Origin of the sequence: Streptomyces sp. NBC_00385 (assembly GCF_035917155.1) — a bacterium.
In the GTDB taxonomy this organism is placed as follows: Bacteria; Actinomycetota; Actinomycetes; order Streptomycetales; family Streptomycetaceae; genus Streptomyces; species Streptomyces poriferorum.
In genome coordinates this window covers 1,412,023-1,424,167 of record NZ_CP107951.1, presented here as the reverse complement: position 1 = coordinate 1,424,167, position 12,145 = coordinate 1,412,023, and the positions used below count along the sequence as shown (strand labels likewise).

The following is a 12,145-nucleotide window of genomic DNA, read 5'->3' as shown; positions in this document are numbered from 1 at the left end:
GGGCGCGGCGGCGCCCCCGGGGAACGCTCACTCGCCCGTCGGCGGCCGCTGCCCCGCCTTCCCGCCCGCTCGGCGCGCCAACAGCCGCCACAGGACCAGCAGGACGGCCGCGGCGGCCAGGAACGGGGCCGCGGCGCCCACCGCCACCGCGAGCCACCGCAGCATCGTCAGGAAGGCGTGCCAGCCACCGCTCAGCGCGTCCAGGAACCCCGGATCCTCGTCGGCCTCGGGCGCGGTCTCCGGCTCCATCAGATCGAGCGTGATCGTCGCCAGCGCCGTACGGTCCTTGAGCGAGGCCTGCTGGGCGAGCAGGGACTCCAGCGAGGCCTGACGGCTGCTCAGTTCGCCTTCCAGTGTGACCACGTCGGCGAGCTTGTCGGCCCGGTCCATCAGCTTGCGCACCCGTGCCACGCTGGCGCGCTGGGTGGCGATCCGGCTCTCCACGTCGACCACCTGGTCGGTGACGTCCTTGGCGGCCGACGAGCGGGAGATCAGCTTCCCCGCCCCGGAGAGCTCGCGCAGCACACGGTCGTACTCGGCCTGCGGCACGCGCAGAACGAGATGAGAGGAGTCGTGCGTGTCGTCCACCTGCTCGGTGGACTCGTCGGCGACCAGCCCGCCCGCGTTCTGCACGACCGCACGAGCGGCAGCGGCCGCCCTGGACGCGCTCTTCACCTGCACGGACAGGGAAGCAGTGCGGATGACGTGCGTGGCGGTCACCGGATCCGGCTTCTTCGGTGTGCCCGACTCGGCCGCGCCCTCCTTGGCGTCGGCTGCCGCCTCCCCGGCGGCGTCCGCCTTGTTCCGGCCGGCGGACAGGGCGCGCTCGTCGGACGAGGAGGCGCTGTCGCTGTCGGAGGCCGCGCCGCAGCCGCTCAGCGCCAGGACCGCGGTGAGCAGCCCGGCGGCGAGCGCGGTGCGGGTGCGGCGGGCTGGGCGTCTGCCGGTACGGGTGATGGGTGCTGCCTGCATAACTGTCCCCCCAGGACGGGTGATTGATGGCTCCGGTTCGACGTACGAGGTGGTGGAACGGGTTGCGGAACACCGGTTTCGAAGCGGTCACGGTCTGGACTCGGGCGAGGTTTGAGAGAGTGGGGGCATGCAGCGTTCACCACACCGTGCGGACAGGGCCCCCGGCCACGTCGTCGTCATCGGCGGGGGCATCGCCGGACTCGCGGCCGCCCACCGGCTCCTCGGCACCGGGCTGAGGGTCACCCTCCTGGAGGCCACCGACCGTCTCGGCGGCAAGCTCATGACCGGTGAGGTCGCGGGCGTACAGGTCGACCTCGGCGCCGAGTCGATGCTCGCCCGCCGGCCCGAGGCGGTCGCCCTGGCCCGCGCCGTGGGCCTCGGCGACCGGCTCCAGCCGCCCGCCACCGCCACCGCCGCGCTGTGGACGCGTGACGCGCTGCGCCCCATGCCCAAGGGCCATGTGATGGGCGTACCGGGCGACCCGTCGGTCCTCGGTGAGGTGCTGTCGCCCGAGGGTCTCGCCCGTATCGCCCAGGAACGCGACCTGACCCCGACCGCCGTCGGTGACGACGTGGCCGTCGGCGCGTACGTGGCGGACCGGCTCGGCCGCGAGGTCGTGGACCGGCTGGTGGAGCCCCTCCTGGGCGGGGTGTACGCGGGCGACGCCTACCGGATCTCGATGCGCGCCGCCGTACCGCAGCTCTTCGAGGTCGCCCGGCAGCCGGGCTCCCTGCTCGACGGGGTCACCCGCATCCAGGAGCAGGCCGCCGCCCGGCAGCAGACCGGACCGGTCTTCCAGGGGATCGCCGGAGGCCTCGGCACCCTGCCGGGCGCGGTGGCCGACGCCGTACGCGCCGGCGGCGGCGAGATTCTCACCGAGACCCCCGTACTGGGCCTGACCCGTAGCGCCGAAGGATGGGACGTGCGCACGGACGCCCGGGTGATCACCGCCGACGGCATCGTCCTCGCCGCCCCCGCCTGGTCCGCCTCCACCCTGCTCGCCGCCGAGTCCCCGGCCGCCTCCGCCGAGCTCGCCGGCGTCGAGTACGCGTCGATGGCCCTGGTCACCATGGCCTTCCGGCGCTCCGACATGACGGGCTCCAAGGCCTTCGACGGCCGCTCCGGCTTTCTCGTGCCCCCGGTCGACGGCCACACCATCAAGGCCGCCACCTTCTCCACCCACAAGTGGCAGTGGGTCGCCGACGCGGCACCGGACCTGTTCGTCCTGCGGACCTCGGTGGGCCGCTACGGCGAGGAGGACCATCTGCACCGCGAGGACGCCGAGCTCGTCGACGTGTCGCTGAGCGACCTCGCCGCGGCGACCGGGCTGACCGCGAAGCCCGTCGCCACCGAGGTCACCCGCTGGATCGGTGGACTGCCCCAGTACCCCGTGGGCCACCTCGGCCGCGTAGCCCGGATCCGTGAGGAGGTCGCGAAGATGCCCGCGCTGCGCGTCTGCGGCGCGGTCTACGACGGGGTCGGCATCCCCGCCTGCATCGCGAGCGCGCACCGGGCCGCGGACGAGATCGTCCGGGACGTCGCGGGAGGCGGTCGCGGGGAGAGCGACGGAGAGATCATCGCCACTCCGACCCTGGTTCAGGGCACACGGAGCGAGGCGGGACAATAGCCGTATGAGTGCTCCTGAGACTGTGACATCAAGCAAGGCCCCCAACGCCGGCAAGAAGGCGAAGGACCTCAACGACGTCGTCCGCTACACGCTGTGGTCCGTCTTCAAGCTGCGCGACGTGCTGCCCGCGGACACGGACCGTGCGGCGTACTCCGGTGAGGTCCAGGAGCTGTTCGACCAGCTCGCGGCCAAGGACATCACCGTGCGCGGCACCTATGACGTCTCCGGCCTGCGCGCCGACGCCGACGTCATGATCTGGTGGCACGCCGAGACGTCGGACGCGCTGCAGGAGGCGTACAACCTCTTCCGTCGCACCCGCCTCGGCAAGAGCCTCGACCCGGTCTGGTCGAACATGGCGCTGCACCGCCCCGCCGAGTTCAACAAGTCGCACGTCCCGGCGTTCCTCGCCGACGAGACGCCGCGTGACTACATCAGCGTGTACCCCTTCGTGCGCTCCTACGACTGGTACCTGCTGCCCGACGAGGACCGTCGCCGCATGCTCGCCGACCACGGCAAGATGGCCCGCGGCTTCCCCGACGTGCGCGCCAACACCGTGGCCTCCTTCTCCCTCGGCGACTACGAGTGGGTGCTGGCCTTCGAGGCGGACGAGCTGCACCGCATCGTCGACCTCATGCGTCATCTGCGGGCCTCCGAGGCGCGGATGCACGTCCGCGAAGAGGTCCCCTTCTACACCGGCCGGCGCAAGTCGGTCGCGGACCTGGTGGCCGGGCTCGCGTAGCGAGCGGGTTCCGACCACCCCAACCCGGAAGATCAGACGGCGGAACCCCCGGCACCCTGTGCCGGCCGCCGTTCCAGCGACACCGGGTTCGGCTCCCGGTGCGGCGCGCTTCCAGCGCGCCGCACCGGCGTTTTTCTACGGCACGTTCCGCGTGCCCCGGCCGCCGAGCGCGGCCCGCAGCGCCGGATCGGCCACCGCGCGCACGCCCCGCACGGCGACCGCCACCAGCACATCGCCCTCCGGGCTGTCCGCGGTGGCCGTGCGCACGTCCAGCAGCCGCTGTCCGGCGGGAGAGGCCCAGGAGCTGTAGGGATGCACCTCCATCCGGGCGATGGCCAGACAGCCCAGGGTCAGTACGAGCGGCAGCCCGAACCAGACGAGCACGGGTATCCCCGAGCCGCCCGGCCCCTGCTCCAGGCCGGGTGTGAGCAGCGCAGCGGTGCCCATCGCGGCCACCAGCAACGCGGCCCCGCGTACCGCCCGCACCGCCGACACGAGGTCCGTCCCTGCCTGGCCCGGCAGCGCCAGCCCCGCGGCGACCAGCCGGTCGGCGAGGGCGCGTACGGCGTCGGCGGCGGCCGCGGCCGCGCGGACCGGGGGTATGGGGGACTGGCCCTGCGGGCCGATGGCACGGATCACCGTGCGCTCCACGTCGTCGCGGCCGTCCGGGTCGACCACCGTCGCCCAGCCGGTGTGCGCGAGCAGCAGCCGGCGGCGCAGATGCATGGTGACGAGCGCGAGATCGGCGACCCGGTGCGGGCCGCCGGCCAGGAACGCGGTCTCGTACAGCGTGAGTTCAGGACCGTCTGCCGTGCGCCGAGGCTCCCGCGACAGCCCGCTTCGCGGCGGAGCCAGGCGGGCGGCAGCGAGGCAGAGCCTGACACACGAGATGGCCGCCGCACCCCATGCGACCAGCAGAAACAGAACCCAGAGCATGCCGGAGTTCTATGCGAGACGGGCCCGGAGCGCCAGAGAATTCCAGGATGCGGACGGCGACCGCTCAGGAACTGCTGCCGCAGCTGGAACCCGAACTGCTGCCGCAGCTTGATCCTGAACCGCAGCTTGATCCTGAACCGCAGCTGGATCCCGAGCTGCAACTGGAGCCGGAACCGCAACCGGAGCCGCCCCCGCCTCCGCCGCTGTTCCCGGCGGAGCTGCCGCAGCCGCCGTCGCCGGGGCTCGACCCCGCGCACCACACCGTCGGCACGAGCAGCAGCCCCGAGGAGTCGGACGAGTGGTGCGAGGGCGAGGGCATGGGCGGCCCCGCCGGCCGCATCCGCGCCGCCGTGACGAGATGCGCCCGCAGCGCCGGGTCGCGGAGCGCCCGCGGCCCCGCCGTGGCCACCAGATGGGCCGCGCCCGTCCCCTGCCCGTAGGCGATCCGGAACGCCGCCGCGGCTCTGCGGCCCGCCTTGGTGATCCGGGCGCGGGCCCCGCCCGCGACGGCCAGCCCGACGACGGCCCCGCCGAGCAGCGCCGGGAGCCCCTTGATGATGAACGGCGCGGGTGTCTCCCCGAGGCTGTCGGCCGAGGTGAACTGGGCGACGGTCAGCACGAAGGAGACCGGCAGACCGAGCAGGCAGATCACTGCCTGCGTCATGCCCCAGCGACGCCACGTCCGGTTCGCCCCGGGCACGTTCAGCAGACCGCGCCCTGCCAGGCCGTCCCCGACCTCCTGCACGGCGGGATGGCGCATCACGGCGTTCCGCAGGGTGTGCAGGGCGCCGCTCGGAGCGGCGGCGTGCTCCTGGAGCACGGCCCGCTCCACCGGGTCGTGGGCGACCGGCCGCTGGACCGCGACGATCCCCGGACCGCCGACGAGCAGCCGGCCGTCCTCCAGCATCGCGGCGAGCGCGGTGTCCACCACGCGGCCGGGCCCGCCGTTCAGGAACGCCACCTCGGACAGGTCGTGGACGACGCCGTCCGTACGGGGGCGGGCGCGGCCCGCTCCCACGATCAGCAGCGTCGAGGAGACCACCACGGCCAGTGTCAGGACCAGGGCGAAGATGTTCATGCCCCGTCACCTCCTTACGAGTACGGAACGGGCCGCCCGGACCAGCCGGGTGGTGCGGCGGGGCGGCCGGGGAGCCGTCCGGTCCTGCCACCAGCGGGTCAGCCGTCGGCGGGCCGCCTCGTCAGCGGGGCGCCCGGCGATGAGCAGCTGTTCGGCGAAGTCCAGGGCGTCGCGCCGGTATCCGGCGGACATCGGGCGGCTCCTGGCGTACGCGAGGAACGCGTCCCGGTAGCCGAGGCCCAGGATCCGCGGGAGTTCGGGGGCCACCTTGGCGACGACGTCGGCGCGCTTGGCGGCCAGGGCCCGGCTCTGGACGCCGAGCCGGCGGTGGTCGAAGCCCTCGGGGGCGGGGGTGCCCGCGACGAGGGCGGACAGCAACGAGGTCTGCGCGACGGCGACGCCGTCACGCAGGGTCTCAGGGTCCCCGGGCCGGTGCGCCGGGGGCGTGGTCCGCGGCGTGCGGCGGACGGGCGGGCGCACGCCGTCCCGGTCCGTGTCCGCTTCGAGCGTGGCGCGGATCGTGTCCAGTTCGCCCGCCAGCTCGGCGGCCGGCGGGAAGTCGTCGTCGCGCTCCAGCAGGACGCCGGGCGGCGCGATACGGGAGCGGAGCTCGGCGAGGACGCCGAGGACCGGAGCGGTGACCGGGTGGGCGTGGGTGTCGTGCCAGACGCCGTCCTTCTCGACGCCGCCCGCCACATGGACGTACGCGATGGCCTCCACGGGCAGTTCGTCGAGGGCCGTGGCCGGGTCCTCGCTCCGGTTCACGTGGTTCGTGTGCAGATTGGCCACGTCGATGAGCAGCCGCACCCCCGTGCGCTCGACCAGTTCCGCCAGGAACTGCCCCTCGGTCAGCTCCTCGTCGGGCCAGGAGATCAGCGCCGCGATGTTCTCCAGCGCCAGGGGCACCGGCAGTGAGTCCTGCGCCACGCGCACGTTCTCGCACAGCACGTCCAGCGCCGCCCAGGTACGCGGCACGGGCAGCAGGTGTCCCGCCTCCAGCACCGGCGACGCGGTGCGCGACCCGCCCGCCCGGACGAACGCGATGTGTTCGGTCACCAGGGGCGTGCCCAGCAGGGTGGCCCGCGCCGCGAGGCCGGCGAGCCGGCCGGGGTCGGGGCGGTCCGCGCCGCCGAGGCCCAGCGAGACCCCGTGCGGCACCACGGTGACGCCGCGCTCCCTCAGCCGTACCAGGGAGGCGGGCAGGTGATCGGTGCAGAGGTTCTCCGCGACCGCTTCCACCCAGTCGATCCCCGGCAGCGCCTCCACGGCGTCGGCGATCTCCGGCCGCCAGCCGATCCCGATGCCCAGCTCCATGGTGTCCCCCTCCGCCGCTCCGTGCAGGGGTCATGACCCCGCCGCACCGCGCTGAATCCGAAGAGGGGGACGTTCAGAGCTCGATTTGAGGTTCCCGCCGCTCCGCCGGGCGGGTGCGGTCCCTCAGGGCATCGGGGCCGTGGAGGGCCGCGAGGTGAACGACTGGTCCCCGGTCGGCGCCGCCGGAACCGGCTGCGGCAGGACGGAACCGTCCGGTGCCACCGGCGGTCCTGTCGGGCTGGCCGTGGCCGCCCCGGCCGCCTCGCGGGCCAGGGCGTCGAAGTCCACGAAGCTCGTGCTCTCCAGCATGGTGATGTGGTCGAGCACGGTCTGGTTGGCGTCGGTGGCCAGCTGCCGGATCAGTGTGTTGCGGGTGGTGTGCCGGACCTGGGCGATCAGGGCGAAGACCTTGCCGTGCGCGTTGCGCAGCAGATTGGCGAACTTCCGCTCGTAGTCCTCGCCGCTCGCCGCGGTCAGTTCCCGCAGCCAGCCCTGCTGCTGGTCGGTCGGCTGGTTCGGCAGCTCCACCCCCAGCTTGGCGGCCACGTCCCGGGCCCGGCGGTCCAGATCCGTGTGCCCGACGACCAGATGGTCCCCGGTCGCCTTGATCGCCTCGGTCGGCGCCCGCTCGATCGCCTGCTGGCCGGCGGGCAGTTCCCAGAGCCCGGCCAGGCGGACCTTCACCAGGAAGTCCCGGTCGGTCGCGGAGAGCGGACCCCACTGGGTCGAGGTGGACGACGCGTCGAGGTTGGCCTCCCCGGTGCCGGAGCGGTCGGCGTAGGACCAGACCGGATAGGCGAGGGCGCCGAGCGTGGCGACGAGCGCCGCGATGATGAGGGCCGTTCCGTTGATGCGTCGCACAGAGGGTTCTCCCGGGCCGAGGCGTGACGGCGTCCAATCAACCGCCGTGGCAACGGCCGGGCACTGACCGGCCGTTCAACCTACTGGGCAGTATCGCCAGTGCGGCGGTGTCAGGAGGTACGTATCGGTGGACCGGGTTGTTCAACGGCCCGGGACGAATCCGTGAACGAGGCGCGGGCACGGCCGCCGGTCCGTTTCCGCGGAGGAAGCGAGTACCCGGCCGCCCGTCCGTCAGCGGCGCAGGGCCGGATGGTCGGCGACCACCGTGCACGAGCCCGGGGCGATCTCGGTGAACCCCGCGTCCCGTACCACCGGCAGCCCGCTCACCGTGAGCTCCCGCCAGCGGTCCGCGTCAGGGGTGGCGACCGAGAGCGGGAAGCCCGCCTCGCGCCAGGCCTTGCGCTCCGTCTCCGGCAGTTCCCACCAGGCGAGCTGGGCCCCGTGCCCGGCCTGCGCCATCTCCTTGCCCGCCGACATGCCGAGCTCCGGGTTCAGCCACAGGACCGGGCCGGTGAGGTCGGGCGCGGCGGGGGGTCCGGGGTCGTCGAGATCCGTCCCGGAGACCTGGAGCTTGGCGAGCTCCTTCGGCCAGCCGTCGAGCGGCACCGGCGGGTAGACCCGCACCTCGGCCTCGTCGCCCGTGACCGTGATCCCGGGCAGAGCGCAGGCCTTCCGCCACTCCGCGCCGCGTGCCCGGCGCACCACCTTCCGGATCCGGGCGTCCTGCCAGTCGCGCATCACCTGCGCCCACTCGCCCTCGCCCGTCGACCGCTCGTCGGAGAGCATCACCAGTACCGCCCGGGCGGCCGTGCGCAGGGCGTCGGTACGGGCCGGGGGATCCGTCTTCTCGATGTGCACCACCAACGGGAGGACGTACTGGGGCGCTTCGTCCCGGTCCGTCCGCTCCGTACGGAAGGGACTGTCCACCGGCGGACCGGCGGGAACGGACGGCGACTCGGCGGGAACGGACGGGGACGCGGGGGTGTCGTTGCTGCTCACCCGTCCAGTCTGCCAGCCGCCCCGAAACGCGTTCTTGGCGGAATGAAACCCTCCGGGTGAGGATGCATCGCATGAAGAGCGATCTCTTTTCCAGCGAGCACATGGCGCAGCAGGCCACCGCCCCCGGAATGACCCTGCAGAACGCCAAATCCATCAAGTACGCGGTCAACGGCGAAATGCACGCACGCCAGGGATCGATGATCGCCTTCCGCGGTGACCTCCAGTTCGAGCGCAAGGGCCAGGGCCTCGGCGGCATGCTCAAGCGCGCTGTCACGGGCGAGGGGCTGCCGCTGATGGCGGTGCGCGGCCAGGGCGAGGCGTGGTTCGCGCACGAGGCGGCCAACTGCTTCATCGTGGAGATGGAGCAGGGCGACGTCCTCACCATCAACGGCCGCAACGTCCTGTGTTTCGACGCCACGCTCGCGTACGAGATCAAGACCGTGAAGGGTGCCGGGATGACCGGCGGCGGACTCTTCAACAGCGTCTTCAGCGGCTACGGGAAGCTCGGCCTGATGTGCGAGGGGAATCCCATAGTGATCCCCGTCACGCCCCAGCAGCCCGTGTGCGTCGACACGGACGCGGTCGTCGGCTGGAGCGCCCACCTGAACACCTCGCTGCACCGCTCGCAGAGCGTCGGCTCCATGCTGCGCGGCGGCTCGGGCGAGGCCGTCCAGCTGCGGCTGGAGGGGGAGGGGTTCGTGATCGTACGGCCCAGCGAGCTCAAGACCGAGAAGACGTCGTCCAGCTGAGCACGGACCTTCTGAGGCTGAGCGGGGTGGGCCGCCGGTACGGTCTCGCCGGACCATGGGTGCTGCGCGGGGTCGACCTCGGGCTGCCCCCGCGCTCCCTCGTCCGCGTCGAGGGAGCCAACGGCACCGGCAAGTCCACCCTGTTGCGGCTCCTCGCCGGGATCGACGCCCCCACCGAGGGCCGGATCACGGGCGGCCGGCCGCGCACGGCGTACGTCCCCGAGCGGTTCCCGGCGGCACTGCCCTTCACCGCCGCCGGCTACCTCGTCCACCTCGGCCGGATCCACGGACTGCGCAGGGCCGAGGCGGCCGGGCGTGCGCAGGAGTGGCTGACCCGCTTCGGGGCCGCGGAGCACGCCCGCACGCCGCTCGCGGAGCTGTCCAAGGGCACCAGCCAGAAGGTCGCCGTCACCCAGGCGCTCCTGGCCGAACCGGAGTTGCTGGTCCTGGACGAGGCCTGGACCGGCCTGGACACCGCGGCCCGCGGCGAACTGGACCGGGCCGTCGCGGCACGCGTGGCCGCGGGCTCCACCGTCGTCTACGTCGACCACGACCCGCACCGGCTCGCGGGCGCGGTCGCCGTGACCCTCCGCGTCGAGGGGACCCGGCTCGTCGCCGCGCCCCCTGCCCCTGTCCCCGCCGGCGCGACGGCCGGCCCCCGGGTACGGATCGAGGTCACGGGCCCGCCCGGTGCGACACTCCCCGCCCCCTTGCCCGGCGCCCCCGTGCGGACCGCCGCCGCGGACGGAGCGATCCGGCTCACCGTCGCGTCCGCGCACTCGGACGCCCTGGTGGGCGCGCTGCTCACGGCCCGCCCGTCCTGGCACATCAGGAGCCTCTCGACAGTGCCCGACGGCCACGACGAGGCGCCATGACCGCACTGGTCCGCTACCAGGCCGCCCTTCTGCTGCGCTCCCAGCGCTGGCTCGCACCCGTGCTCCTGTACGTGGCCTTCCTCGGGGTCGGCGTCCGCTCGGGCCAGCCCGTGCTGGACTCGCTCGGCTACTCCGCGGCCGGGCTGCTCCCCGTCACCGCCTGGCTCGTGCAGGTCTGCGTCACCCAGGAACCGCCCGCCGCCCGGACGGTCGTCGCCGCGGCCGTGGGCGGGCAGCCGCGGGCCCATCTGGCGGCCCTGCTCGCCGCGTCGGGGTGCGCCGGGCTCCTGGGCGCGGCCGCCACCGCGGTGGTGCTGGTGATCAGTGAGCCGGCGAGCACGGACCACACGGTCGAGGTTCCGCTGCCGTCCGCCGGTCTGGCCGGGCTGCTCGCCGCCGCCTGCTGCGTCCTGCTGGGAGCGACGGTCGGGGCGCTGTGCGCGCGGCCGCTGCTGCACCGGCGCGGCTGGTCCGTCGCGACGACCGTGCTCGCGGCGCTGCTGGCCCTGGTGACGAGCGGGTCACCCGCGAAGTACGCGGTGACGGGGCTGGTCACCGGATCGCACACCGGCGCCGTCGAGGTGCCGGTTCTCCCGCTCCTCGGCGCGGTGGCCGTGGCGACCGCGGCGGCCGTGCTCGCCTGCCGGCTCACGTCGACGCGCGGCTGAGTAAGGGCTGTCCCGCAATTCCTGGTGGATCAGCGCACGGCGTCAGATGCGGTGCATCGCAAGGCGGAGAGGCGCCCGCATACTGGATGTATTCGGGCGTTTCGACAACGCGGCGAGGTGCCGTAGCTGTCGTCGTGCGCCCGCCAGGAATTGCGGGACAGCCCTTAGGCTCGTCCGCATGAACGAACCCGCGCACGAGTCGCCCCGCGCCGCACCGGCCGTTCCGACGCCCGGCACCGCCGAAGGCCCTCCGTACGCCGAGTGCGTGCTGTGCCGGAAGCCGACCGAGTACGCCGAGTCCGTCAAGGGCATCACGCTCTGCCCGGTCTGCGAGTGGCAGGAGGCCCAGCGCACGGCCTGCTCCGGCTGACGCACGCCGTGCCGGGGCCTCTTGTTCGGATCATGCCGAGCGCGCGGGGTCCGGCCCGATCCAGACGAAAGGCCCTGGGTCAGCCGGCCATCAGCTCCGACACCTTCACGAAGCGGTATCCACGCTTCCGCAGCTCCGGAACCACCTGGCCGACCGCCTCGTCCGTGACCGGAGCCGCGCTGCGGGTGCAGTGCATGACGACCAGCGATCCGGGCTTCACCCCGTCCAGCACCTGCTGCGCCACCGCGTCCGCGTCCGTCGCGAAGGCGTCACCGCTGACGACGTCCCACTGCACCGCGGTCACCTTCTCCGGCGCGAGCGCGCGCAGCGTGGCGTCGTCGTAGCAGCCGCCGGGGAAACGGAAGTACGGCACGACATTCCGGGCGCCGGTCTTCCGGATCGCTCCGAAGGCCCGCTCCACCTCGTCGTGGACCGCCCCCTCCGCCACGCTCGGCAGCCCGTAGCAGGGTGAGGTGAAGGCGTAGTGGCTGTACGAGTGGTTGCCGATCTCGAAGAGCGGGTCCGTCCCGATGGAGCGGGCCTGGGAGGGGTACTCCTCGGCCCACCGGCCGGTCATGAAGACGGTCGCCGGCACCTTCAGCCGGCGCAGCAGCGCGATCAGTCCGGGATTGTCGAAGTGCTCACCGGCAGCCGCGCGCGGCCCCTCGTCGGCCGTCATGTCCGCATCGAAGGTGAGCGCCACGACCTTGTCCGCGTGCTGCGGTCCTCGTTCGAGGACCGGGGTGAGGCCGGCGGGGCCGGGCGCCATGGTGGGCGGCTTCCTCACGGGCCGGGGCGTCGCCGACGGCGCGTGGACCGGGGCGTGCGCGGCGGCGGTCGTACGGTCCGCGTCCGTGTGCCGGTCACCACGGGAGTCGCCCGAGGCCGCGCAGGCGACGAGCCCGCCACCCAGGACCGCTCCAAGAACGGTCGTAACCGTCATTTTCCGTACAAAGT

At 73.4% G+C, this 12,145-nt stretch carries 13 protein-coding genes; 6 read left to right on the top strand and 7 right to left on the bottom strand.

Annotation, left to right across the window (positions count from 1 at the left end; translation table 11 throughout):
- Positions 1-27: 27 nt before the first annotated feature.
- A complete protein-coding gene (locus OG959_RS06215) occupies positions 28-972 on the bottom strand; it encodes a DUF4349 domain-containing protein (RefSeq protein WP_326657123.1) in 945 nt (314 codons plus the stop codon).
- 127 nt (positions 973-1,099) lie between these two features.
- On the opposite strand from OG959_RS06215, the gene hemG reads away from it, so the two are divergent.
- Positions 1,100-2,599, top strand: coding sequence for a protoporphyrinogen oxidase (gene hemG / locus OG959_RS06210; protein WP_326657122.1), 1,500 nt, complete (start codon positions 1,100-1,102; stop codon positions 2,597-2,599).
- Between the two features lie 4 nt (positions 2,600-2,603).
- A complete protein-coding gene (hemQ, locus tag OG959_RS06205) occupies positions 2,604-3,338 on the top strand; it encodes a hydrogen peroxide-dependent heme synthase (protein ID WP_148021503.1) in 735 nt (244 codons plus the stop codon).
- 135 nt (positions 3,339-3,473) lie between these two features.
- Here the strand turns inward: hemQ and OG959_RS06200 are convergent, their stop codons facing one another.
- From OG959_RS06200 to OG959_RS06180, 5 genes are all read right to left on the bottom strand, one after another.
- Complete coding sequence (locus OG959_RS06200) at positions 3,474-4,274, bottom strand: TIGR04222 domain-containing membrane protein (RefSeq protein WP_326657120.1); 801 nt, start codon at positions 4,272-4,274, stop codon at positions 3,474-3,476.
- A 64-nt stretch (positions 4,275-4,338) separates the two neighbouring features.
- On the bottom strand, positions 4,339-5,352 hold the full coding sequence (locus OG959_RS06195; protein WP_326657119.1) for a TIGR04222 domain-containing membrane protein: 1,014 nt from the start codon (positions 5,350-5,352) through the stop codon (positions 4,339-4,341).
- 6 nt (positions 5,353-5,358) lie between these two features.
- Positions 5,359-6,666, bottom strand: coding sequence for a DUF692 domain-containing protein (locus OG959_RS06190; protein ID WP_326657118.1), 1,308 nt, complete (start codon positions 6,664-6,666; stop codon positions 5,359-5,361).
- 123 nt (positions 6,667-6,789) lie between these two features.
- Positions 6,790-7,527 (bottom strand): DUF4142 domain-containing protein, encoded by a 738-nt coding sequence (locus OG959_RS06185; protein WP_326657117.1) that lies wholly within the window; start codon positions 7,525-7,527, stop codon positions 6,790-6,792.
- Positions 7,528-7,758: 231 nt separating this feature from the next.
- The gene (locus OG959_RS06180; RefSeq protein WP_326657115.1) at positions 7,759-8,526 is read right to left on the bottom strand and encodes a peptidyl-tRNA hydrolase; all 768 of its coding nucleotides are present in this window, start codon (positions 8,524-8,526) and stop codon (positions 7,759-7,761) included.
- A 71-nt stretch (positions 8,527-8,597) separates the two neighbouring features.
- Here OG959_RS06180 and OG959_RS06175 point away from each other — a divergent pair, with 71 nt between their 5' ends.
- The 4 genes from OG959_RS06175 (at position 8,598) to OG959_RS06160 (ending at position 11,188) form a co-directional block, all read left to right on the top strand.
- Positions 8,598-9,275, top strand: coding sequence for an AIM24 family protein (locus OG959_RS06175; protein ID WP_326657114.1), 678 nt, complete (start codon positions 8,598-8,600; stop codon positions 9,273-9,275).
- A 59-nt stretch (positions 9,276-9,334) separates the two neighbouring features.
- Positions 9,335-10,150, top strand: coding sequence for an ATP-binding cassette domain-containing protein (locus OG959_RS06170; RefSeq protein WP_326666243.1), 816 nt, complete (start codon positions 9,335-9,337; stop codon positions 10,148-10,150).
- Complete coding sequence (locus OG959_RS06165; protein ID WP_326657113.1) at positions 10,147-10,818, top strand: ABC transporter; 672 nt, start codon at positions 10,147-10,149, stop codon at positions 10,816-10,818. The genes OG959_RS06170 and OG959_RS06165 overlap by 4 nt, the downstream gene beginning before the upstream one ends.
- A gap of 178 nt (positions 10,819-10,996) precedes the next feature.
- A complete protein-coding gene (locus tag OG959_RS06160; RefSeq protein WP_326657112.1) occupies positions 10,997-11,188 on the top strand; it encodes a hypothetical protein in 192 nt (63 codons plus the stop codon).
- Positions 11,189-11,267: 79 nt separating this feature from the next.
- Here OG959_RS06160 and OG959_RS06155 read toward each other — a convergent pair whose 3' ends face one another.
- Positions 11,268-12,131 (bottom strand): polysaccharide deacetylase family protein, encoded by an 864-nt coding sequence (locus tag OG959_RS06155; protein WP_326657111.1) that lies wholly within the window; start codon positions 12,129-12,131, stop codon positions 11,268-11,270.
- Positions 12,132-12,145: the final 14 nt, after the last annotated feature.

What these genes read in the sequence shown, in the direction of transcription:
- OG959_RS06215 (WP_326657123.1), bottom strand. Translation starts at nt 972, where the DNA reads ATGCAGGCAGCACCCATCACCCGTACCGGCAGACGCCCAGCCCGCCGC.
- hemG (WP_326657122.1), top strand. Translation starts at nt 1,100, where the DNA reads ATGCAGCGTTCACCACACCGTGCGGACAGGGCCCCCGGCCACGTCGTC.
- hemQ (WP_148021503.1), top strand. Translation starts at nt 2,604, where the DNA reads ATGAGTGCTCCTGAGACTGTGACATCAAGCAAGGCCCCCAACGCCGGC.
- OG959_RS06200 (WP_326657120.1), bottom strand. Translation starts at nt 4,274, where the DNA reads ATGCTCTGGGTTCTGTTTCTGCTGGTCGCATGGGGTGCGGCGGCCATC.
- OG959_RS06195 (WP_326657119.1), bottom strand. Translation starts at nt 5,352, where the DNA reads ATGAACATCTTCGCCCTGGTCCTGACACTGGCCGTGGTGGTCTCCTCG.
- OG959_RS06190 (WP_326657118.1), bottom strand. Translation starts at nt 6,666, where the DNA reads ATGGAGCTGGGCATCGGGATCGGCTGGCGGCCGGAGATCGCCGACGCC.
- OG959_RS06175 (WP_326657114.1), top strand. Translation starts at nt 8,598, where the DNA reads ATGAAGAGCGATCTCTTTTCCAGCGAGCACATGGCGCAGCAGGCCACC.
- OG959_RS06165 (WP_326657113.1), top strand. Translation starts at nt 10,147, where the DNA reads ATGACCGCACTGGTCCGCTACCAGGCCGCCCTTCTGCTGCGCTCCCAG.
- OG959_RS06160 (WP_326657112.1), top strand. Translation starts at nt 10,997, where the DNA reads ATGAACGAACCCGCGCACGAGTCGCCCCGCGCCGCACCGGCCGTTCCG.
- OG959_RS06155 (WP_326657111.1), bottom strand. Translation starts at nt 12,131, where the DNA reads ATGACGGTTACGACCGTTCTTGGAGCGGTCCTGGGTGGCGGGCTCGTC.